At 37.6% G+C, this 23233-nt stretch carries 22 protein-coding genes; 10 read left to right on the forward strand and 12 right to left on the reverse strand.

The features are described 5' to 3' along the window. The first annotated feature begins 28 nt into the window (after nt 1–28). From LCM02_RS11240 to radA, 3 genes are read left to right on the forward strand one after another with little or no spacing between them, the layout of a single operon-like run. Nucleotides 29–481, forward strand: a complete 453-nt coding sequence (locus LCM02_RS11240; RefSeq protein WP_224929688.1) for a 6-pyruvoyl trahydropterin synthase family protein — start codon at nt 29–31, stop codon at nt 479–481. Nucleotides 482–513: 32 nt separating this feature from the next. After that, nucleotides 514–1266: a UDP-2,3-diacylglucosamine diphosphatase gene (locus LCM02_RS11245; protein ID WP_224929690.1), complete on the forward strand. Its 753-nt coding sequence runs from the start codon at nt 514–516 to the stop codon at nt 1264–1266. A 17-nt stretch (nt 1267–1283) separates the two neighbouring features. Next, nucleotides 1284–2639, forward strand: coding sequence for a DNA repair protein RadA (gene radA / locus LCM02_RS11250; RefSeq protein WP_224929693.1), 1356 nt, complete (start codon nt 1284–1286; stop codon nt 2637–2639). Nucleotides 2640–2665: 26 nt separating this feature from the next. Here the strand turns inward: radA and LCM02_RS11255 are convergent, their stop codons facing one another. From LCM02_RS11255 to LCM02_RS11265, 3 genes are all read right to left on the reverse strand, one after another. Continuing rightward, nucleotides 2666–3862 (reverse strand): porin family protein, encoded by a 1197-nt coding sequence (locus tag LCM02_RS11255; RefSeq protein WP_224929696.1) that lies wholly within the window; start codon nt 3860–3862, stop codon nt 2666–2668. Nucleotides 3863–4051: 189 nt separating this feature from the next. Then, entirely contained in the window at nt 4052–4960 is a 909-nt protein-coding gene (mmuM, locus tag LCM02_RS11260) for a homocysteine S-methyltransferase (protein ID WP_224929699.1), read from the reverse strand. Further along, entirely contained in the window at nt 4957–5748 is a 792-nt protein-coding gene (locus tag LCM02_RS11265) for a DUF695 domain-containing protein (RefSeq protein WP_224929703.1), read from the reverse strand. Before LCM02_RS11265 ends, mmuM begins: the two co-directional genes overlap by 4 nt. Nucleotides 5749–5873: 125 nt before the next feature. Here LCM02_RS11265 and LCM02_RS11270 point away from each other — a divergent pair, with 125 nt between their 5' ends. Continuing rightward, complete coding sequence (locus LCM02_RS11270; protein WP_224929706.1) at nt 5874–6209, forward strand: toxin-antitoxin system YwqK family antitoxin; 336 nt, start codon at nt 5874–5876, stop codon at nt 6207–6209. 18 nt (nt 6210–6227) lie between these two features. Here the strand turns inward: LCM02_RS11270 and LCM02_RS11275 are convergent, their stop codons facing one another. Beyond that, entirely contained in the window at nt 6228–7250 is a 1023-nt protein-coding gene (locus tag LCM02_RS11275) for an endonuclease/exonuclease/phosphatase family protein (RefSeq protein ID WP_224929710.1), read from the reverse strand. Between the two features lie 148 nt (nt 7251–7398). Between LCM02_RS11275 and LCM02_RS11280 the strand changes: the two genes are divergently transcribed. Then, nucleotides 7399–9951 (forward strand): TonB-dependent receptor, encoded by a 2553-nt coding sequence (locus LCM02_RS11280; protein ID WP_224929714.1) that lies wholly within the window; start codon nt 7399–7401, stop codon nt 9949–9951. Beyond that, the gene (locus tag LCM02_RS11285; RefSeq protein WP_224929717.1) at nt 9948–11330 is read left to right on the forward strand and encodes a DUF5689 domain-containing protein; all 1383 of its coding nucleotides are present in this window, start codon (nt 9948–9950) and stop codon (nt 11328–11330) included. The genes LCM02_RS11280 and LCM02_RS11285 overlap by 4 nt, the downstream gene beginning before the upstream one ends. A 27-nt stretch (nt 11331–11357) precedes the next feature. On the opposite strand, the gene LCM02_RS11290 is transcribed toward LCM02_RS11285, so the two are convergent. Beyond that, a complete protein-coding gene (locus tag LCM02_RS11290; protein ID WP_224929720.1) occupies nt 11358–12284 on the reverse strand; it encodes an endonuclease/exonuclease/phosphatase family protein in 927 nt (308 codons plus the stop codon). A 74-nt stretch (nt 12285–12358) separates the two neighbouring features. On the opposite strand from LCM02_RS11290, the gene hflX reads away from it, so the two are divergent. Further along, complete coding sequence (gene hflX / locus LCM02_RS11295) at nt 12359–13582, forward strand: GTPase HflX (RefSeq protein ID WP_224929722.1); 1224 nt, start codon at nt 12359–12361, stop codon at nt 13580–13582. Here the strand turns inward: hflX and LCM02_RS11300 are convergent. The 5 genes from LCM02_RS11300 to LCM02_RS11320 form a co-directional block, all read right to left on the reverse strand. Further along, nucleotides 13579–14661 carry a CNNM domain-containing protein gene (locus LCM02_RS11300; RefSeq protein ID WP_224929726.1) on the reverse strand — a complete coding sequence of 361 codons (1083 nt, stop codon included), beginning with the start codon at nt 14659–14661 and terminating at the stop codon, nt 13579–13581. The two genes, hflX and LCM02_RS11300, sit on opposite strands and share 4 nt — an antisense overlap. A gap of 100 nt (nt 14662–14761) precedes the next feature. After that, complete coding sequence (locus LCM02_RS11305) at nt 14762–15685, reverse strand: DUF3078 domain-containing protein (RefSeq protein WP_224929729.1); 924 nt, start codon at nt 15683–15685, stop codon at nt 14762–14764. A gap of 61 nt (nt 15686–15746) precedes the next feature. After that, complete coding sequence (locus LCM02_RS11310; protein ID WP_224929732.1) at nt 15747–16256, reverse strand: DUF2480 family protein; 510 nt, start codon at nt 16254–16256, stop codon at nt 15747–15749. A gap of 34 nt (nt 16257–16290) precedes the next feature. Next, nucleotides 16291–16611: a DUF59 domain-containing protein gene (locus LCM02_RS11315; RefSeq protein ID WP_224929736.1), complete on the reverse strand. Its 321-nt coding sequence runs from the start codon at nt 16609–16611 to the stop codon at nt 16291–16293. 75 nt (nt 16612–16686) lie between these two features. Beyond that, nucleotides 16687–17106: a SufE family protein gene (locus LCM02_RS11320; RefSeq protein WP_224929740.1), complete on the reverse strand. Its 420-nt coding sequence runs from the start codon at nt 17104–17106 to the stop codon at nt 16687–16689. 42 nt (nt 17107–17148) lie between these two features. Here LCM02_RS11320 and LCM02_RS11325 point away from each other — a divergent pair, with 42 nt between their 5' ends. From LCM02_RS11325 to LCM02_RS11335, 3 genes are read left to right on the forward strand one after another with little or no spacing between them, the layout of a single operon-like run. Beyond that, nucleotides 17149–18078 (forward strand): PfkB family carbohydrate kinase, encoded by a 930-nt coding sequence (locus tag LCM02_RS11325; protein ID WP_224929743.1) that lies wholly within the window; start codon nt 17149–17151, stop codon nt 18076–18078. A gap of 9 nt (nt 18079–18087) precedes the next feature. Further along, nucleotides 18088–19980: an amidophosphoribosyltransferase gene (locus LCM02_RS11330; protein ID WP_224929746.1), complete on the forward strand. Its 1893-nt coding sequence runs from the start codon at nt 18088–18090 to the stop codon at nt 19978–19980. 21 nt (nt 19981–20001) lie between these two features. Continuing rightward, nucleotides 20002–20475 carry a hypothetical protein gene (locus LCM02_RS11335; RefSeq protein WP_224929750.1) on the forward strand — a complete coding sequence of 158 codons (474 nt, stop codon included), beginning with the start codon at nt 20002–20004 and terminating at the stop codon, nt 20473–20475. A 66-nt stretch (nt 20476–20541) separates the two neighbouring features. Here LCM02_RS11335 and LCM02_RS11340 read toward each other — a convergent pair whose 3' ends face one another. Then, on the reverse strand, nt 20542–20970 hold the full coding sequence (locus LCM02_RS11340) for a DUF6646 family protein (RefSeq protein ID WP_224929753.1): 429 nt from the start codon (nt 20968–20970) through the stop codon (nt 20542–20544). 670 nt (nt 20971–21640) lie between these two features. Beyond that, nucleotides 21641–23194 carry an L-piperidine-6-carboxylate dehydrogenase gene (gene amaB, locus LCM02_RS11345; protein WP_224929756.1) on the reverse strand — a complete coding sequence of 518 codons (1554 nt, stop codon included), beginning with the start codon at nt 23192–23194 and terminating at the stop codon, nt 21641–21643. Nucleotides 23195–23233: the final 39 nt, after the last annotated feature.

Genomic DNA, 23233 nt, shown 5'->3' on the forward strand with positions numbered 1-23233 from the left:
TTGTGAACAAGGCTTGATCAAGTAGGATATGAAGAAAATTAGAATAACAAAGCATTTCGATTTTGAATCGGCTCATGCTTTGTATGGATACGACGGAAAATGTAAGAATATACACGGACACAGCTACCATTTGTATGTCACCGTAATCGGGAGTCCAATAGAAGATAGCTCCCACACTAAAAACGGAATGGTCATGGATTTTGGTGATTTAAAATCTATTGTTAAGAAAGAGATCGTTACGAAATTTGATCATGCTGTGGTATTGAACAGCAATTCACCTCACAAAGAATTGGCCAATACGATTTCGGATCATTCTCATAAAGTAGTACTTGTTCCTTATCAGCCTACGAGCGAAAATATGCTTATTGATTTTGCTGAAAGAATTCAAATACAATTACCTCAAAATGTTTTACTACATTCGTTAAAATTATACGAAACAGCGAATTCTTATGCAGAGTGGTTCGCTAGTGACCAAAGCTAATTAAAGCCTGGATTGGAATAAATTTCCTGAGAATGAATAATGCCCAAAAGAAAATATATTTTGCCTCCGACCAGCATTTTGGGATTCCAGATGCAGAACGTAGTAAGTTAAGGGAAAAGAAGTTTATTTCATGGTTGGATGAAATTAAGGTTGACGCGGAGGTTATTTTCTTACTGGGTGACCTGTTTGATTTTTGGTTTGAATACAAGACCGTTGTCCCGAGAGGGTATGTCAGGGTTTTGGGTAAGATAGCAGAAATTAGAGACAGTGGAATTCCAATTTATTTTTTTGTCGGGAATCACGATCTATGGATGATGGACTATTTTGAAAAAGAACTTGATATTCCCGTTTATCATCAACCCAAAGAATTTGAACTTGGGGGCAAGAAGTTTTTGATTGGCCATGGAGACGGGCTCGGGCCTGGGGATAAAGGATATAAAAGGATGAAAAAAGTGTTTTCTCACCCTTTGTCTAAATGGTTCTATCGCTGGTTGCATCCTGACATTGGGGTAAAAATTGCACAGTACCTTTCAACAAAGAACAAACTCATTTCAGGCCAGGAGGACATTAAATTTTTGGGAGAAGAAAACGAATGGCTCGCTCAATACGCCAAGAGAAAACTGGAAAAAAAGCATTATGACTATTTTCTTTTTGGACACAGACATTTGCCCATGGAAATAGAGGTTGGTCAGAACAGTATTTATATCAATACAGGTGACTGGATCTCGCATTATACCTATGCCGTTTTTGACGGTTCAGAATTAATTTTAAAGAAATACAGATAAATCCAATACAAGGGTCAATGGCCAAAACCAAAACCACTTTTTTCTGCCAGAATTGCGGAGCCCAGTTTCCTAAATGGGTTGGAAAATGTAATTCCTGTAACGAATGGAATACCATAGTGGAGGAGGTGATACAGCGCGAAGAGAAGGTCAGCTGGAAGTCAGAGTCAACGGTTAAAAGAGGTTCGAAAGCGATTAAACTGAAAGAAATAACCGCTGTAAATGAAGAAAGAATAAATACTTGCAACCATGAATTAAACAGGGTTCTGGGGGGTGGTCTTGTGAAAGGGTCCGTGGTTTTACTGGGAGGAGAACCGGGAATTGGCAAGTCAACTTTATTGCTGCAGATAGCTCTTATGATGGACAACAAAGTACTGTATGTTTCGGGTGAAGAGAGCATGACCCAGATCAAGTTGCGTGCGGATCGATTGAAAAAGGCCAATGATAATTGCCTGATCCTTACTGAAACCAAGACCTACTCAATTTTCAAGTCTGCGGAGGAAAACCTTCCTGAAGTCATTGTTATTGATTCCATTCAAACTTTGCATACAGAAATGATCGAAGCATCTCCGGGAAGTATTTCACAAATTCGGGAAACAACGTCAGAATTGATCAAATATGCTAAAGAGACGAATACACCGGTCATTTTGATTGGTCATATAACCAAGGAAGGAAATATTGCGGGGCCCAAGATCCTGGAACACATGGTAGATGTGGTGCTTCAGTTCGAGGGGGACCGAAATCATACCTATAGAATCTTAAGGGCACAGAAGAACCGATTTGGTTCCACCGCTGAACTGGGAATTTATGAAATGCTTCACACTGGCTTAAGAGAAGTTGAAAATCCATCGGAAATTTTGATCTCGGAAAAGGATGAGGAACTAACGGGAACCTCTATAGCAGCTACCTTGGAAGGAATGAGGCCCTTAATGATAGAGGTACAAGCCCTTGTGAGTTCAGCAGTATACGGAACACCTCAAAGATCCTGTACGGGTTTTAATATAAAACGATTGAATATGCTCCTGGCCGTTTTGGAAAAAAGGGCGGGCTTTAGATTAGGAGCCAAGGATGTTTTCCTGAATATTGCCGGGGGATTACGGGTTGAAGACCCATCGATTGATTTGGCCGTAGTTTGTGCAGTTCTTTCATCGAATGCCGAGATCTCAATTCCACAGAACATTTGTTTTGCTGCCGAGGTCGGCCTGGCCGGAGAGATAAGGGCAATCAGCAGGGTTGAACAAAGAATTCAGGAAGCGGAGAAACTGGGTTTTGAAAGAATCGTACTGTCAAAATTTAATAAATTGATGAAAAATCCGTCAGGCATTGAGATCATCAAAGTAAGTAAAATAGAAGAAGTCCTGAAGGTATTATTTTAAAATTTAATTTTGACAGCACAACTTTCTTAAAAAATGTTATAGCCTAAGATCAAGGCCATTGATCCAAATGATGAGGTTCTTCTAATCAAGCCCCTGTCAAATGCCCAATTTTCTTTTCCCTTATATTGATATTCTATACTGAATTTATCAGACATTTTTAGGCCCAGAGAAACACTGTAGTTTGTTCCTTTTTCGAATTCGAAATCTTTTTGGTTCTCTAGAGAAACACTCGAATTAATAGGAAAGACAAGGATCAGATTTGCATTTAGATAGAGTTTGTTTTTATCATTTAAAAAAAAGTAATGCCGAAGGCCCACCGGTAATTCAAAGGAAGTGTAACTCAACGAGGACGGAAGCTCATCTTTGTCGATGGCATCTCCTTTAACGAAGTTGAAACTTGGTTCAGTGAGCAATGACCATTTGTTTTTATTAAAAGGGAAAATATGCTCTATTTCCACACCCAGTCTGAAGCCTACCATATTATCGAAAGTAACAACATCTTCCTTAATATAACCATAGCTGCTACTGAGATTGTACGAATTAAAACTGACACCTGGCCTTATGGACAACCTGTAAACCCCCTTTCTTGTTTCTTTTTGATAGTTTAATGATGGATCAACGCATTGATTATAGTCCTCAAAAATTTTGATCATACTCTTTTTTGTGTACTCCAGTTGTTCAAATCGATTCTTTTTAATCCCGTCGCATTTCATTACCTGTATTAATTGCTGTTTGTAAAGGTTGTTACTTCCAATTTCCGAGGAACTTCTTCGATATTTTTTATAGACAAGCTGTTCAGGGGCCTTTTCCTTTTCACCCATGAAATACCTGAAGGTATTTTTATCATAATAAGAATATAGATCCAGGCTGCCCTGAACTTCCAGCCTTAGGAAGAGCAGTTCTTCCTTGAACTGAGGTTGTTTATTCCAGCTTAATTTATCAATATCGCTGCTGGATCTGTCAATTTGGACGGAATACTTTTTAAAGGTGTTTCCCGAAACATAGAATTCAGTAGCCTCATTGGCCGTAATAGTTTTAGAAGGTGAATCAGTTGATGATTTGAATTCGAATCGGGATGGATTATTCTTCCAGTCAATGTTTTTGATATAACCGCTGATCTGATTTCCATTTTCATCTAGATAATGTCCTGGTTCAAATTCAATTTGTGCGGTTGAAATTAGCCCTAAATGACACAAAATAAAGGTGATAAAAAGCTTTTTCATAGTGAGATTTGAGAGTTGTATATATAATAATGATGAATTTAATTATCCGAAAGAGTAATTAAAAAACCAGCACAAATGAAGGGGTAAGAAACATTGTGGACAATAGTGAAATCAGGTATTTTTGGTGAAAACAGCAATTTAAATCGATTCTAGATAGACCCAATTAATAGAGGTGCTAGTGAACTGAATTTAAAGCGTAGCGAGTTGTTTGATATGATCAGGACCGATTCTGCAGCATCCACCAATGATATCAACTCCGGAACTGAGCCATTCTGAGGCCATTTTCTGAAAAGTAACAGGATCTGAAATACCTTTCCAGGATTTTGTTTCTGGAAGATAAATCTCTCCTGAATTCGGATAGATAATCAGTTTTTTGTCCTGAATAAAAGGAAGAATATTCTTAATGATATCACTTATATAACGCGGGGCGGTACAATTAATGCCAAGAGCAAATAAATTTTTATTAGATGATATTGATTTAACGGCATCAATAATCGAATTTCCGTCATTTAGAGAATGCTGGTTCCTGCATGAGAAAGAGAGCCAACAGGGTTTTTTACAATCGGAAATGATCTCATTAAGAATTTTAAATTCTCTGAAACTGGGAATGGTTTCAAACGCCAAAAAATCTACAGTTGTTTCTTCCAGGATGCTAACCTTTTCAGTATGGAACTCCTTAAGTCTTTGATCTGAAATATCGTATTTTCCTTTATATTCTGATCCATCTGCAAGGAACGCTCCATAGGGACCAATACTTGCCGCTAAATATATCCTGTTACCTTCAGAATTTTCCTTTAAAAAAATTCTTCTGGCCTCCTCGGCAAGTTCCACCGATCTTAACAACATGGCTTTTGACTCAGACCTTGTCAATCCAATTCTTTCAAAGCCCTTTATTGTGGCCTGATAACTTGAAGTAGTTATGCATTTTGATCCAGCATTCAAATAGGCTAAATGAGCCTTTACGATCATTTCTGGTTTCTTAACAATTAGATAAGCAGACCAGAGTGGATGGTCAAGGTTACAGCCTAAACTTTCCAAAACATTAGACATACCCCCATCCAAAATCAGTGGATATTTTATTTCTTCCTCAGCTTTCATTCCTTTTTTCTGACTTCAGTGGCCCATCCGTCATATACCCCTCCCATAGATCCGGACAAGGCTCTTAGCATAGTGGTCAGTTTATAAATTGATTCCGGGGTTATTGAATCTTTTCTTGATGCCTTGAGATGATACGGAAACTGATCATCTCTGTCATAGGAAATAGATTCCAGAGAAAATTTCAATTTTTTAATTTTTTCACCAAATTGTTTTCTCTTTTCCAGATTCTTAAAGTACATCCAGTGCTCAACCTTTCTTAAGCCTTGAAGGTCATCCCCCTGAAGGACAAGATCATTTAAATAGCCATGATCAATCAGATTTTCCGATGAAAAATTCCTGGGATAGAGATAATCAGAATAGTATTTCCAGCTCTTATCTCTTTTTATATCCAGATATATTTGATTGCCTTTAAAGTTTCCTTTTATCATTTTATTCAGGTTCTCTCTCAGGCCTGTGGTATCCTTGACATAGAACACATCAAAAGCCATACACTGGTATGTCAGGAACCCTGCTAATCGATTTGGTGTTAATTTTTCTATGGATAGGGCAATGGAATCTGAAAATGTAAAAATTTCATCCAATCCGTTTTCCTCTGGAAATCCATTTTTCATGCAGTTACTGAACTTCGACCCTACCACCAGAAGATTTTTGTAGTTAGGTTTATACAGGTCAAGGCTTAAGTCTATCGAAACGGACATAACACCGTCGTTCTTTATACTTACATACTCAACCCAATCATTCTGACTGTAGACACTTGCATAAAAAAACAACAGGATTAAAAAAGTCATTTTTTTTATTAATGCTTTATTGTCAAAGAAATACTTCAATATTAAATTTTTTTACAATGATATTTGTCATAAGGAAAATACCATATTTTTGGTTACTTTAATGTACGTTTTCAAAGATGATATATATGAGAAAGATAATGATTTTATTATTTGTATTAAGTGCTACTCTATCTTTTTCACAGGAAAAAAGTAATCAGAAAATTGAACCGATAGGGGATTTGTACGAGGTAACTATATACTATGATGATGGCAGTATTATGCAACACGGATTTATGACCAAAGACAAAAAGCTTCATGCTTCCTGGGAGAGTTACTATCAGAATGGCAACAGAAAATGTGTTGCAATTTATGATAATGGAAAAAAGGTAGGGACCTGGTATTATTGGTTTATGGACAAAAAAACCAAGGTAGTCTATAAAGACAATAAAATTGTCGAGGTTGAGGAAATGAGTATAGAGTAGCCGGGAACATTTAGCGTTTTATTTTGCCAGCTCAATATAAACAGGAAAGTGATCGCTGTAACCACCATCATATTTCTGCCCGCTAAAACTTCTTTTTGGATATCCTGAAAAGCGCCCTGTCATATTGATCAGGTATAAGGGGTTGTATATTCCAGATCTCACGTAGTGATAACCATCGGATGAACAGGAGCTTTTAAGTAAACTTTTTGATATTAATATTTGATCGAAAAGATTAATTCCATCGCGATAGGCCAGGGTGTTCATCCCCTTTTTAAACATACTCTGCATGGGATTAAAGAACAATGGTTCTGAATTCTTTCTATGATCCTTGTTCCCTGAAAGAATGGCTTTGATGCTTTGGTCGAAAGGATCGTCATTAAAATCTCCAAGAACCAGAATTTTTGCTTCTGATTCTTGGGCAAGGATCTCATGGACCTTTTGATTGACAAGGTATGCAGCTTTAATTCTTTTGGGCTGACTTTTCGTTTTTCCTCCTCTTCGGGACGGCCAGTGATTAACAAATAGGTGAATTTCATCTCCATCAAGAACCCCCTGGACATATAATACGTCTCTGGTATATAACCTTTCCCCCAGTTCGTTCCATAATTTTAGTTCTAAAAATTCATAATTAACTGGGAAAAAGATATTCGGCCTGTATAACAAAGCGACATCAATACCCCTGTGATCAGGAGAATCCTTATGTATGACCTCATACTTTACATTTTCCAATTTCTTGGAAAGAATCAGGTCCTGAAGAACAGAATTGTTTTCGATTTCCGCAAGGCCAACAAGAACCGGTTCTTTATTTGATAATGAAGCTCCTATTTCAGAAATTACCTGAGCTGTTTTTTCTATTTTTTCCTTGTAGTTTTCACTTGAATAATTATATAGGCCCTTTAAGGTGTAATTTTCGTCAAATGTATCAGGATCGTCGATGGTGTCAAATAGATTTTCAACATTGTAAAAAGCGATTATTTCGCTGCTGGAATTTTTGATCTGCCCGTAATTACAGAAAGAAATCAATATGCAAAACCAAATCAAGTTATGAATATTTTGCTTTCTCACGATCCTTTCCTTTTTATTCTATTTATGATTGAATCCTGATTGGGTTAACAAGGCCAGGAGAATAATTTTATCCTGTTAACTTTGGCTGACCTGGAATAATAAAGAAGAAACAACATCCTGAAAAATGGATTCAAGATCTAAATTTATTATGGGAGTTTGTATTGCTTCGTTTTTTGGCCTGAATGCTCAATCGGCAGGTATGACCCAGGATGATTCCATTCCCCAAAGTAATGAAGATAGGGCTGGGGATCATTATCAATTTGAAGTTCAGAACATCTCAGGAATATTATCCTCAAGAAAGAATTTATTTGATCGAACCCTGGCATATGAGTGGAGTTCCAATTTTTTCAAGCGAAGATTTTTAGAGAACGACCATTTCAATCTGATGCTAAACGGAGTTTCGCTGAATAAAGAAGATACAGGAAGTCCTTTATGGACTAACCTAGGGGGCTTGAATGACGCTTTAAGGCATCAGGTAAATTATCCGATGATGCAGGATACACCTTTTAATATTGGAGGTTTGGCAGCTTCAACAAATATCATCACTGAAGCGAATAAACAAACAAAAGGGTTTAAAATATATTTGGCAAGGGCAAATAAAAACTATCTGAACAGGCTTATGGCCACCTTTTCAAGTCAGATTTCGAAAAAAGGATGGGCTTATACGGTTTCAGCCTCGTTTAGAGAAGGTACGGAGGGTTTTAAAGAGGGGACCAATTATTCGGCTCATTCAATTTTTGCTTCTGTGGATAAACAGATTGGAAAGAAACACTTGTTTAACACAACCTTGATCTATGCTTGGAATAAGAGGGGTAAATCTTCCCCCATGACCAAAGAAGTTTACGAACTTAAGAATCCCAGATATAATTCGTATTGGGGATTTATTGGAGATATCAAGGTAAACTCAAGGGAAAAATTCATTTGTGAGCCCATTCTACAAATGAATTATTGGTTTTATCCGAGTAAAAATTTTAGAATAGAAAGTCATTTTACTTATCAATTTGGAAGTGTTGCCTCCAGCCGGCTGGATTACACCGGAGGAAGGTATATTAAAACTTCTGACGTAGTAGTGGGAGGAGGAAGAAACCCTGATCCCGTATATTATCAAAAACTTCCAAGTTTTCATTTGAGGCTAAATGATCAACCTGACCTTCAAAGGGCTTATCTCGCTGAAAAAAGTTTTATGGAAAATGGACAGATCAGGTGGGATGAAATTTTTTTGGAAAATGCGAATACAATAGATAAGTATTCCATTTACGCTCTTTATGATGACGTAGCAAAAAGTTACAGATGGTCTTTTCAAAACGCAATTTCGTTTACAAAAGCTAAGAATATTCTATTGGAAGGGGCGATCAGCGTCAAGGGTGGAAAGTCTCAGAATTTTGCTCAGTTAAAGGACCTTTTGGGCGGTAAGGGTTTTTTGGATGTTGACAGTTTTGAAAAAGATATCAATCGTTCTCAAAATGATCTCAGAAATTACAACAGAATTGTAAAACAAGGAGAGAGGTTCAAGTATAACTATGAATTGGATCACAAAAGCATCAGAACTTTTTTGAGAGCGGAATACAGTATGAAAAAATTGGATCTTTATTCATCGTTTCAATTGGAATTCATGTCATACGAGAGAAATGGATTATATGAAAACGGGAACTATAGAGGTTCATTATCCATGGGGAAAAGCGGGGAAAAGTCATTTGTAACCAAAGGCTTTAAATCGGGAGGCCTGTATAAATTCAATGGCCGGCATTTATTATCCTTAAACGTCAATTATCTGGAAAGGCCACCTGTTTTGAACAAGGTCTTTTCTAACCCAAGGGTAAGTAATGCCTATGTCAAAAATCTTCTGCCTGATATCAATTATGGATTTGACCTGAATTATTTCTGGCGAAGCCGTTATTTTAATTTCACTATAGCGCTCTATCAACTTTTTTTAAAGGATCATACAAAGATCTCCTATTATTTTACAGAGGGAATTTCAAACAGCGATAGAACCAATGAAGGAGCTTTCGTTCAGGAAGTGCTAACTGGGATTGATATCAATAATGTGGGGCTCGAAGCCAGTCTTGAGGTGCCACTTGGAGGAGGGTTACATTTTAAGGGGGCAGCATCTTTTGGAAGGTCAAATTACAGTTCAAATCCCGATATTTACCTGACTTCAACAACTTTTAACGAACCCGTTGACCTTGGAAAGTCCTTTTTAAAAGGATATATATCCAGCGGAAGTCCACAAAATGTTTATTCAATAGGGTTTGAATATTCGAGTCCTGATTACTGGTGGATCAGCGGAAGTTTAAATCATTTTGACAAATCATTTGTGAACGTTGCCCCGATAAAAAGGTCCAAAAATTTTGTCATTGATAATGATGGACTTCCCTTGAATAACCTGGACATGAATAAAGTTAATAAGTCTTTGATACAGGAGCGTCTCGACCCCTATTTTAATTTAAATATTGTCGGCGGAAAATCATGGAAAATTGACAAATGGTATCTGGGATTTTTCGTATCCCTAAACAACATATTGAACTCTTTTTACAGAACAGGAGGTTTTGAACAATCCAGAATCTCTAACTACAAACAAATGGAGGAGGAACTTAAAAGATCAATACCACTTTTCGGCCCAAAATACTGGTATTCCTATGGAGCCACATTTTTCACCTCATTATACATACGTATATGAAAATATCTCTAACTCTTATCCTGGCGGTCATTTGTATTGTGCTTTTAGCTCAATGCTATCCGGAGAAACAAAACATCAGTTTTGATGAGGAAATCCCTTCTCGTCACTTAGGTGAGAACATAGATATGAAAACCATCTTAACCAATTTTAATCAAGAAGAATCAGAGATACTTTCGTTTGATGCAGATTATTCAGTTACCGGGTTTGTAGTATCTAGTGATGAGTCTGGGAACTTTTACAAGACCCTGATCCTTCAGGACAAAGCAGTAAGTCCGGAAGTAGCATTAGAAGTAAAAATCGATTTAAGGGCCTATTTCTCAAGGTACAATCTGGGAAGAAAAATACATCTTAACTTGAAGGGTTTGAGCATGAACAAGATTAAGGGAAAATTTATAGTTGGGTATTTATCCGGAAATCGTGTAAAGGAGATTCCAGAAAGTTTGATCAAAAGGCACCTTATTCGAACGGATGAAACAATGGAGCTCCAACCAGAATCAATTCGATTTGAAGATGTAACAATCGAAAGAACAAATACCTATGTATTTTTGGAAGACATTCAGATCTCGAAGGAAGATTTAGGAAAATCCTTTGCATCGGAAGTGTATGATCAATACAATGGAGAAAGAATTATTCAGCAATGCAACAATGGAGTTTCAGGGAAATTAGTAACGAGTGAGTATGCGGATTTTAGCGGGTATGCCACTCCTGCCGGAACCTTTTCAATGAAAGCTGTTTTAACTATAGATTCATATTCAGGAGAGTTTGTATACATTTTGAATAATCCGGATGATCTCTCGGAAACAAATAAAGGTCGTTGTGACATAGAGGCATTTAAATGCCCTCTCAATGAAGTATCTGAGAACGACATTATCTTTTTCGCGGATTTTAATCAATTAAAAAGCTCTAAGGATATAGAACTGCAGGGATGGAAGAACACGAACGTAAACTTTCTGAGTAATAGATTTAAAAAAAGAAGTTCCAATGAAAACACCTATGTTCAAATATCATCATATAATTCTTTGGAGCCGGTCAGTGAGGTTTGGCTTGTGAGCCCAAAGATTGATCTTGACAACTCCAGTAAAGAGTTTCTATTTTTCGATTCCCGTGCAACTTTCGAGGAAGGAACCCTTCTGTCAGTTTGGTATACTGAGAAACTTGAGGAAAATTTGAAATATTCAGATTGGAAACTTCTAAATGCAAAAATTTCAGAGGGATCGTTAGATGGCAGTAACAAAATATTTACCGGTTCAGGAAAAATTCTATTGAATTGTATAGAAGGGTCAATACATTTGGGTTTTCGCTATATTGGATATGATCCGGGGGCATCTACAACGTATGATATTGATAATATTCGCATCCTGGGGAAAAGAAACATTTGAAGGTTCGAAACCAATGAAGTACTGGCTTTAAGTCCTTCTGAAAAATAAAAACACGGGAAAATGATCACTATAACCGTTTTGATGGTAACTGCCGTTAAAAGTTCTTTTTGGGTAACCTTTATACCTTCCCGATTTTTGAATTAAATAGGGTTCTATAAATATATGAGCGCTTTCAAACTGGATCCAGTTTTCATTTTTAAAGGATCGGCTAATCAGAATCTGATCAAAAATCATCCATTTCCCCTTAAATCGAACCGTCCCTGATTTTGGTCTCTGCCACTGAGATATTGGATTTATAAAATCATTTTCAACAAGATTTCTTACACTTTGAGAATCAGGCCCATCATTAAAATCACCCATAATTATGATGTTCTGAGATGATTCATTTTTCGAAATCTGATTTAGAATGGTTTTTACCACTGCATTGGCCAGAAGTCTTTTTGGATTTGTTTTTCTTGTGCCTTCCGTTCTTGAAGGCCAATGATTGATCAGAATATGAATTTTGTTTCCATACAGATCCCCGCTTATCATCAGGATGTCTCTGGACTTATCATTTTCTAATCCCGGATCAGGTAGGGGGAATGCCCTTTTTTTACTCAGTTTAAAAAAGGATTTTTGAAAAAGAAGAGCCACATTCATTCCTCTTGAGTCTTGAGACTGATGAAATACATAATCGTAATCATATGGTTTTAAATGATCTGATGCAATAAGGTCTTTCAAACAGGATTCATGTCCAATTTCACATACTCCTGCCAATACAGGAGGTAGTTTAGAATGATTTTTACCAATTCTTGAAATTACTTTGGAAATATTTTCAATTTTTTGGAGGTATTTTTCCTTTGACCAGTTTAGTTTTCCATTCGCTGAATAATCCGGATCAAATATTTTATGGCTTTCTCCGGGATCAATTAGGTTTTCCAGATTGTAAAAGGCGATGGAATAGTATTCAGACATGGAATATTTGCAAGTATTTCCCAAAATAGGAAAATTCAATTAAATTAATGTAAAAAGGGTTGTAAATTTGCGTTATGATAGAAAAACGGGATTCAAATATTGAAAGTGTTGTATTGATTGGGGTCATTACTAAGGAACAGGACGAGGAAAAAAGTAAAGAATATCTGGACGAACTGGAATTTCTGACATTTACGGCTGGAGGAGAGGTGATAAAAAGATTTGTTCAAAAACTTGAATTTCCTAACCCAAAGACTTTTATTGGCTCAGGGAAGCTGGAAGAGGTAAAGGGTTTTTTAAAGGAACACGATGTAAAAACCGTAATTTTTGACGATGAGCTTAATCCGGCTCAGTTAAGGAATATTGAGAAGTATCTGGACACAAAGGTATTGGACAGAACAAATTTAATTCTTGATATTTTTGCCCAAAGAGCTCAAACTTCCTATGCGAGGACTCAGGTTGAATTGGCTCAATGTCAGTATTTGCTTCCAAGGCTGACCAGAATGTGGACTCACCTGGAAAGACAAAAAGGAGGAATTGGTATGAGAGGTCCCGGAGAGACTGAAATAGAAACGGACAGACGTATTATCAGGGATAAAATTTCCTTACTGAAAACAAAGCTTAAAAAAATTGACCGCCAGATGGCCGTTCAGCGAAAAAACCGTGGCAAGATGGTAAGGGTGGCACTGGTAGGTTACACCAATGTGGGTAAGTCCACTCTTATGAATGTGATTAGCAAAAGCGATGTGTTTGCAGAGAACAAGTTGTTCGCCACCCTGGACACGACCGTGAGGAAGGTTGTGATCAGAAACATTCCTTTCTTGCTTACTGATACTGTTGGGTTCATAAGAAAGTTGCCAACACAGCTGGTAGAGTCATTTAAATCAACATTGGATGAGGTCAGGGAAGCAGATCTTTTGCTCCATGTGGTTGACATATCACATTCAAACTTTGAGGATCATATTGATTCAGTGAATAAGATAATTAGTGAAATCTCTCCTGAATCGGACAATGGGAACAAACCTACGATTATGGTTTTTAATAAGATCGATGCCTATAAACACGAAACAATTGATGAAGACGACCTGACAACTGAAAGGACCAAAGAGCATTATACGCTGGAAGACTGGAAAAAGTCCTGGTACGCTAAGATGAATAACAAATGTGTTTTTATTTCAGCCCTTAATAAAGAAAACCTGGAGGAATTTAAAAAGCTTGTTTTTGAGGAGGTAAAAAAGATACATGTCACAAGATTCCCATACAATGATTTTCTGTATCAGGAATATGAACAACAGGGTTAAGACTGTTCTTTAAGATCGTCTTCGTCTTCGATGATCCCATGCCTTTTTGCCCTAATCTGCCAAAGTTTTCTGGCTAGCACCTGAAGATCCTCATCACTGTCACTTTCATCTACAATTTCAAAACCAAGCAGGGTTTCAATGATGTCTTCCTGAGAAACGATACCACTGACGGCACCATACTCATCAACAACTAGGGCAATATGTTCCTGTTTTTCTATCAACTGATCGAAAAGTGTCTTGATAGGCGTATCCCTCTTTGTGATAAAAATTTCACGTGAAATTGTCTTTAGTTCCTCCTCACCTTTGCCATCAATAATTGATTCAAACAGTTCGTCTTTAAGAAAATAACCTGAAATATCATCAGACGAATCCTTGTACATTGGAATTCTTGAAAACTTCAATTTTGGGTTATCATCGTAGAATTCTCTGATCTTCATATTTTCCGGAGCTGTTTTTAAAACAATTCTCGGGGTCATAATATCCTTGACAAGTATATTGCTAAAATCGATCAGATTTTTGATAACTTCGCTTTCAGACTCCTGGAAAACACCCTCTTCTTTTGCGATATCGGCCATTGCGTGAAAATCTTCGCGACTCACATTCATGCTGTGGGCATTTTTACCAACTAATTTTGTTGTAAATTCAAGGAGCCATAAAATCCCTGTATACTTTAAAGGGAACATCATTAAAACAATTGCTTTTGTAGAAAAATTAGCCAGGCTTTTCCAATAGTTCGCTCCAATTGATTTAGGGATGATTTCTGACAATACCAAAATAAGAAAGGTCATGACTGCGGAGACAATTCCCACTGCATTATTTCCGGATCCAAAAGTTTTTTCTGCCTGGACCCCAACCAAGATAGCACCAACAGTATGCGCAATTGTGTTGATGGTTAATATTGTTATTAAAGGCTGATCGATATTATCCTTTAATTTCTTAAGAGTTTTGGCATAGCCCTTCTTTTCATTGATCTTTACTGTAATAAACGTCGGTGTGACACTGAGCAATACAGCTTCAAGAATAGAACAGAGAAATGAAAAACATATCGAAAGAGCTCCGTAAACTATTAATAGGGTCATGAATCTTAGTTTAGGCTAATGTATAAAATTTACATTTACAACTAAAATTTTAATCAAATCTTTGTCTTCGATGTATTTATCAATACAGATTATAAGCTCGTTAATCAAGTGTTATATTAAGACCGATCAGCCAAAAGGATTGCAAATCGTTATCCACGGTGTCAAATGTTGCATCAGGATCATCGATAAGGGCATAATTAAGGGCTTCCTGGTGGTTTTTTCTCAATCCGAAATCAAATCCTACACCCAGTGATTTCCATACGGTGTAACTGAATGAATTTGTCCAGGTATAATTTGAGAAATTAGATCCTTCGTAACTCAAAAATATTGACAAATTCGATTTTACATTTAATCCGCCAAAACTATTCGTATAATCTGCTACTACTTTGGCACCAAAGGTAGAATCATAAGTCGCATCACCACTGCTGAACACAAAATTATAGTTTGCCGGATGAATCACCACCGTTAATTCGGGCAAAGGGATCCAGGTACCACCAACACCAAGATCCAGAAATCCAGGGTTGTTAAAATTTTCGACCAGTGTTGATCTGTATTCCATCAGGGCCGAAACAGCGAATTTTTTTGAAACTTTATAGCCATACAATGAACTTATGTTGAAGACATCAGTGGCTACTTCATAATCATCGCTGTCGTCCGGATCATCCTTGTCATCGAACTTGACCCACCCAATGTTTACATTCATTGCATTTTTCCAAAAATACTTCTCCTCAATTAAGTCCGCAAAGGCATTCACATTAATTCCGAAATTTCCTACCGAGGAATTTGGAGAAGATTTGGCATACCAGTTATTGAATCCTGAGACACTTCCTCCAATTGTTCCTGTGGCCTTTAGTCGCCAGCCTGGTAATGCATCGATCTCTGCCTGAATGGCATCCTCTTTTGCTTTAAGGGCAGCTATTGAATCTGTTTTCTCTTTTTTTAGTGCTTTGAGCTCTTCTTTTGTTTGAGCCTGAATACTGCTAATTGTGGCAAATAGCAATAAAGCCAAAATGACTTTTTTCATGGGGAAAGTAATTAGGTTAATGTTTTACAAAAATAAGGAAAAAGCACAAATCAAAAGAGACTTACTTTTTCTTTTTGAAAAGAGGAACACTGGAGCAGGCTTCTCCAAACATCAGGGAGCGTACCACAGGTACAAGTTTTTGACAAAGCTCTACATATGCCGATTCAGGGATTCGCTTATCAGAGCACCCCTTGACAATGACCGGGCGATCTTTAAATTCTTCCACGGAAAAGTTTTGAATAATATCATTGAATATCAAATTTTCAAGAAGTTCCAGGTCTCCCACCACACATTTTTCTGCAATATTACTGAGGCTTGCACTGATCAATAAATAGGCCCATGAAGGTATGATGGCATCTGTAGAGCAATAAAGCGCCACATAACAGTTTTGATACTGTTCCCATTGATGCTCCTTTACAGCTTCTCTGAAATCTTTTTCACGCAGTATCAATCCCTCATATAACCATTCACTTATATCGAGTCGAACACGTTTACCCTTGGGGTAAAGATCTTCGAGATCAATGGTGATCAGGTTACTCTTGGCTACCCTATTGACTATTTCTCCAGACATATTTAGTATTTGAAATTTAGCAGGCAGATAGGTTTTATAAAAACCCAAGTTCTAATTTGGCCTCTTCACTCATCATATCCTGAGTCCAGGCCGGATCAAAAGTTATTTCGACCTCCGCGTTACGTACCTCTTCAATGGAACGGATTTTCTCCTCAACCTCCATAGGAAGAGTTTCGGCCACTGGACAGTTTGGGGAAGTAAGCGTCATCAATACTTTAACATCCATATCTTCATTGACAAATACGTCATAAATCAGGCCTAATTCATAGATGTCTACGGGAATCTCGGGATCATAAATGGTTTTGACAACTTCAACGATCTTTTCACCCAGATCTACCTTTGTTTTATCGTTCATTACAGTTCTTTAAAATCATTCTAAATAAGGCAAAGATACATTAATGCCCTGTTTCGACAAAATCAAGAATTAGCATCAGTTTTTTGACTTAAAGGCAAGGGCAAGAAGCTTAATCTGTTTGACCATAGAAAGCAATCCGTTCGCGCGCGTTGGAGAAAGGTGTTCCTTTAAGCCTATTTCATCGATAAAATAGGGGTCCGAATTCAGAATATCATCCGGGGTTTGTTCATTGTAGACCTTGAGCAACAATGAGATAATCCCTTTTGTGAGAATGGCATCGCTATCTGCGGAAAACAGAAGTTTTCCGTTTTCGTAATCGGCATGTAACCACACTTTTGACTGACAACCTTTGATCAAATTATCTTCCGACTTGTTCATTTCTTCAATTTTTGGAAGTGATTTTCCACTTTCAATGATAAACTCATAACGCTGCATCCAGTCATCAAACAGATCGAAGTCATCAATAATTTCTTCCTGTATTTCTTTAATAGTCATTTTTTAAACTTATTTTTGCAAAAATAACTAATTTGGATTGACATGGGAAAACTTTTAATAGTTGGTACAGTAGCATTTGACGCCATTGAAACCCCGTTTGGAAAGACGGATAAAATATTAGGTGGTGCAGCTACTTTTATTGGTCTTGCGGCCTCTCAGTTCAAACTTGATTCAGGTTTGATCTCTGTGGTGGGAGGAGATTTTCCTCAGGAGTATCTTCAAATGCTGTCCGAAAGGAACATTGATATTTCAGGTGTGGAGGTCATCAAGGAGGGCAAAACATTTTTCTGGAGCGGAAAGTACGATTATAACCTGAACACCAGGGAGACTTTGGCTACGGATCTTAATGTTCTGGCAGACTTTAATCCCATTGTTCCTGAGAACTATATAGATTGCGATTTCCTGATGTTAGGAAACCTTCATCCTTCCGTCCAAATGTCGGTTATTAATCAGATTCCCAAAAGGCCTAAGCTTGTTGTACTTGATACGATGAATTTCTGGATGGATAATACAATGGATGAATTGATGGAAGTTTTGCCAAAAATTGACGTGATCACTATCAATGATGAAGAAGCAAGGCAACTAAGCGGAGAATATTCCTTAGTAAAAGCAGCGCAGAAGATTCATAAAATGGGGCCACAGTACGTGGTGATTAAAAAAGGTGAAAACGGAGCCCTCTTGTTTAACAACGGAGACGTGTTTTTTGCCCCGGCACTCCCATTGGAAGAAATTTTTGACCCGACAGGTGCCGGAGATACTTTTGCAGGAGGATTTATAGGCTATTTGGCCAGCACCCATGACGTTTCCTTTGAAAACATGAAAAGAGCCGTGATCTATGGATCAAATTTTGCCTCTTTCTGCGTAGAGCGATTTGGAACGGAACGGATGATAGACCTTGATCAGGAGGAAATACAAAAAAGACTTGGGCAGTTTAAGCAGCTGACACAATTTGAAATAGAATTAACGCATTAACTTTAGGTAATGAGCGACGCGATCAAACATGAGTGTGGAATTGCAATGGTCAGGCTTCTTAAGCCACTTCAATATTACAAGGAAAAGTACGGTACGGCTTTTTATGGAATCAACAAAATGTACCTGTTGATGGAAAAACAGCACAACAGAGGACAGGACGGAGCCGGTTTTGCGAGTATAAAGTTTGATGTTGATCCCGGGACGAGATATATCAGCAGAGTTAGGTCAAACGAACAACAGCCAATTCAGGACGTATTTGCGAGAATCAACAGCCGTCTCAACGGAGTCATGAAGGAACATCCGGAAAAAACCGATGATCTGGAATGGCAACTTTCTAACATGCCCTATCTGGGAAACGTTTATTTAGGACATGTAAGGTATGGAACCTTTGGAAAGAACAGTATTGAAAGTGTGCACCCTTTTTTAAGACAAAATAACTGGAAACACAAGAACCTTATCGTTGCGGGAAATTTTAATATGACCAACTCGGGTGATCTTTTAAAGGAATTGATCGAATTGGGACAGCATCCTAAGGAAAATACGGATACTGTGACTGTTATGGAGAAAATTGGACATTTTCTGGATGATGAAGTCCTTGACCTTTATTATAAGTTTAAGCAACAGGGTATCAGTAAAAAGGAAGCCTCTCCTTTGATTGCTAAGGAGTTAAATATTCAGAAGATACTTAGAAGAGCATCAAAGAATTGGGATGGGGGCTATGCTATGGCTGGGATGATTGGCCATGGTGACGCCTTCGTTTTAAGAGATCCGGCAGGTATTCGTCCGGCTTATTATTACAAGGATGATGAAGTTGTGGTAGTAGCCTCGGAAAGGCCTGTTATACAAACTGTATTCAACGTAGACTTTGAAGATGTAAAGGAGATTGAAAGAGCTCATGCCCTGATCATTAAAAAGGATGGTGATGTCAGTACAAAACAGATCATGGAACAACTTCCTAAAAAGTCTTGTTCATTCGAGAGGATCTATTTTTCAAGGGGAAGTGATGCGGCTATTTATCAGGAGAGAAAAATGCTGGGTAAATATATCTTTCCAAAAGTGCTGGAGTCCGTTAATAAAGATATATCGAATACTGTATTTTCATATATACCTAATACAGCTGAAACCTCTTTCTATGGAATGACTGAAGCTGCTGAAGAATATCTGAATGAGCATAAATTGCAGACGATCCTGAAAGGGAATAAGAACATTTCGGCCCAAAAGCTGACCGAAATCTTATCCGAAAGGCCAAGAATTGAAAAAATAGCGATAAAAGACGCGAAACTCAGAACTTTCATAACGGATGACAATAGCAGAGATGACCTGGTTGCACACGTGTACGATGTCACTTATGGCGTGGTCAGGGAATCAGATAATCTTGTGATTATAGACGATAGTATAGTCAGGGGTACTACCCTGAAGAAAAGTATTATCAAAATCCTCGATCGGTTAAATCCGAAAAAGATCATCGTTGTCTCATCCGCTCCTCAGATCAGGTACCCGGATTGTTACGGTATCGATATGGCCAGGATTGACGAATTTATAGCATTTAGGGCTACGTTGGAACTCCTTAAGGAACATGGAAAATATCATTTGATTGATGAGGTCTATGAAAAATGTAAAGCCAGTTTAACCGAGGAATATCCCAAGAATCATGTTAAGGAGATCTATTCATTATTTACTCCGGAACAAATTTCAGATAAAATTGCTGACCTCTTAAAAACAGAAAATATTAATGCTGAAGTGAAAATCATATTTCAGTCGATTGAAAATCTTCACAGGGCGTGCCCAAATGACAAGGGTGATTGGTATTTTACCGGCGATTTTCCGACTCCCGGAGGTATGAAGGTAGTTAACAAGGCCTTTATGAACTTCTACGAAGGAAAAAAAGAGAGGGCATATTAGAAATCTGAAGAAATTAGAGAGATGAAGAAACTGACTTTTTTGATAACTATTGTGATTTCAGCTGGCCTGCTGGGATGTAAATCACAAAGTGTGGAAACCTCAGCACCTTTTGAGATCAACGAAAAATCCTATTTTCAATGGATCAGTGGGAAACAGGGTACTAAAGGGACCACTATACGTGTTGAAGGTCGTGTAAAATCTTTAAATGTATCTTTTTCAAAACTTTATTTTCAGAATAATGAATATGATGTTGTTCCTCAATTTAGAGACAATATTTTTGTGGTAGAGGGAACTTCCTCTGAATTCAGAAATAGAGAATTGATTCTTTCTAAGGATCCGGCTGATGAATATGGCAATCAACCCAGTATTCCAAAGAAGAAAATTCCCTTTGATTTGAAAGATGATGAGGCCATACTGCTCTACACCGTAAACGGGCTTGAAGGCTTTTATAAAATTTCGGACATTGTAAAACTCGATCAGGTGTATAAACCTTAGGACCCAAATATCAAATTGTTGAAACAGATATAATTAAAAAAGGTGGTCTATACCTGTTGAATGTTGTTATACATTAATGCTCAGTCCAATTGAGCCTGTATTTCCAATTTCAGCATAAATACCTACTTTCTTAGAAACAAAATACCTCAATCCCAGATAACCGGCAACCCCAATTTTTTCACTGGACAGATACCCAATTTGAAGCCCGGGATACAGATCAAATTTTCGTGGAAGATCCAAAGCAATACCAAGGTGCAATTGACTTCTTACAAATAAAAGATAATCATTTTCATCTCCGCTAAAATAGACGGTTCCACCACCACCTATGGAGAACATATCACTCAGTCCATAGTCGTAGGCAGCTTTTATACCATTTCCGAAGCCATAAGCCTCATAACCAATACTTATTTTACTGTCCGATTTACCTTCATACGACTGTGAAAATCCTGTAAATGAAAACAAAACGAAACCCAAGGTGAAGAATATATTTTTCATAGCAAATTTTAAAAATATAATACTTCAATTATAACGTATAAGATCATAGTTTTAGTATGCAATTAAGCATTTAAAATTTCGCGTTTTACGCTTATTTTGAAGAACGTGAAACCCTCTTAAAAGCATGCCATTTTTTCAGGTTGAATTCTGCTAATAAAAAGAACCAGTATCGATCAAAATTGTTGCTAAATTCCAGTGAAAGGGGATGAGAACGTTAAATTTATTTAGTTAAATATATGAAAAACAATTAATTATGAGTATTTACGGAGTCTTGTCCAACTCTAATAATTTAGGAATTTCTTAACACCTAAAAGTGTTATAAGATATAAGTTGGCACGGAAATTGATTTATCGTTAAAGGGATATGAACAAAGTAATCTATGTAATGATGAAAGGAAACTTTAACAATAGATTATGAAAAATTTACAAAAGATACGTTTATTTTGCAGGTTCAAAGTTGAGGATGAAGTTAGAATGAAAAAATCCCCTCGTTCTTGTTAAAAATGTTAATGTTTTGAATGGGAACAACAATAAAGAAAAGTTGACGTTTAAGTTTAAAAGAGGCAAAACGTATAAAAATATTTAAAATAAGGTTTGGTTAGTTGATTTTGGTTGATTTATTTCAACCAAATGTCGCCCCGAGAGATCGGGGCGATTTTTTTTTATAAATATTACAGATCAAATTTGATTCCCTGTGCCAGGGGCAGTTCAGTAGTGTAATTAATCGTGTTCGTTTGACGCCTCATATATATCTTCCAGGCATCCGATCCGGATTCTCTTCCTCCTCCGGTTTCCTTTTCACCTCCAAAAGCTCCTCCGATCTCGGCTCCTGATGTACCAATGTTGACATTGGCGATTCCACAGTCAGAACCTGAAACCGACAAAAATTGCTCTGCTTCTCTTAAATTATTGGTCATTATGGCAGAACTAAGGCCCTGAACCACTCCATTCTGAAGATCGATGGCATTTTGAATATCACCTGAATATTTTAATAAGTACAAAATAGGAGCAAAAGTTTCGTGCTGTACGATTTCAAAATTGTTGCTAGCTTCGGCGATAGCTGGTTTAACGTAGCATCCGCTTTCAAATCCTTCTCCGGATAATTTTCCGCCTTCAAGCAGCAGTTTACCACCTTCCTGAACCACTTTGTCCAATGCCTCTTCGTACATCCTTACAGCGTCTTTATCGATTAATGGGCCCACATGGTTGTTTTGATCCAGGGGATTTCCTATTCTAAGCTGGCTATATGCCGAGACTAAAGCGTCTTTTACTTTATCATAAATACTTTCGTGTATAATAAGTCTTCTTGTAGAGGTACATCGCTGCCCCGCGGTCCCGACAGCGCCAAAAACAGCGCCAATAACTGTCATTTTAATATCCGCGTCGGGAGTCACAATAATTGCATTATTTCCACCCAGTTCCAACAACGATTTACCGAGCCTGGCGGCTACTTTTTGCGCGACAATCTTACCCATCCTGATTGAACCTGTTGCCGATACCAATGGTACTCTTCCATCCGTAGTCATCATTTCACCAACCGTGTAGTCTCCATTGATTAAACAGGATATTCCTTCTGGCAGGTTATTTTCCCGGAAGACGCTTGCTGCTATCTGCTGACAAGCAATTCCGCAAAGGGGCGTTTTTTCTGATGGTTTCCAAACACAGACATCTCCACAGATCCATGCCAGTGCAGTATTCCAGGCCCAAACTGCTACAGGAAAGTTAAATGCTGAAATAATGCCAACAATCCCGAGAGAGTGATATTGCTCATACATTCTGTGTCCGGGTCTCTCGCTATGCATAGTAAGGCCGTGCAATTGTCTTGAGAGGCCCACAGCAAAATCACAGATATCTATCATTTCCTGCACCTCTCCAAGCCCTTCCTGAAAGCTTTTTCCCATTTCATATGAGACAAGCTTACCCAAAGGTTCTTTGAGCTCTCTTAATTTTTCTCCAAATTGTCTTACGATCTCTCCTCGTTGAGGAGCAGGAATTTTTCTCCATGATTTGAAAGCCTCAGAGGCTGTTTGGATTACCTTTTCATAATCTTTCTGTGTGCTCGATTGAACGGAAGCGATGAGTTTACCATCAACCGGAGAATAAGAATCCAGCATTTCTCCTGATGCAAAGAAATCTGATCCTGTTGAACTTCCGGCATTTACCTCTTTAATACCAAGTTTATCCAAAGCTTCTTTAATTCCGAAATCGGTTGCGACTAAGCCCATATATTTAATTTTTTTATTGTTAGTTCTTACTTCATGCTC

The organism is Lutimonas saemankumensis, from assembly GCF_020171465.1.
GTDB classification, from domain to species: Bacteria; Bacteroidota; Bacteroidia; order Flavobacteriales; family Flavobacteriaceae; genus Lutimonas; species Lutimonas saemankumensis.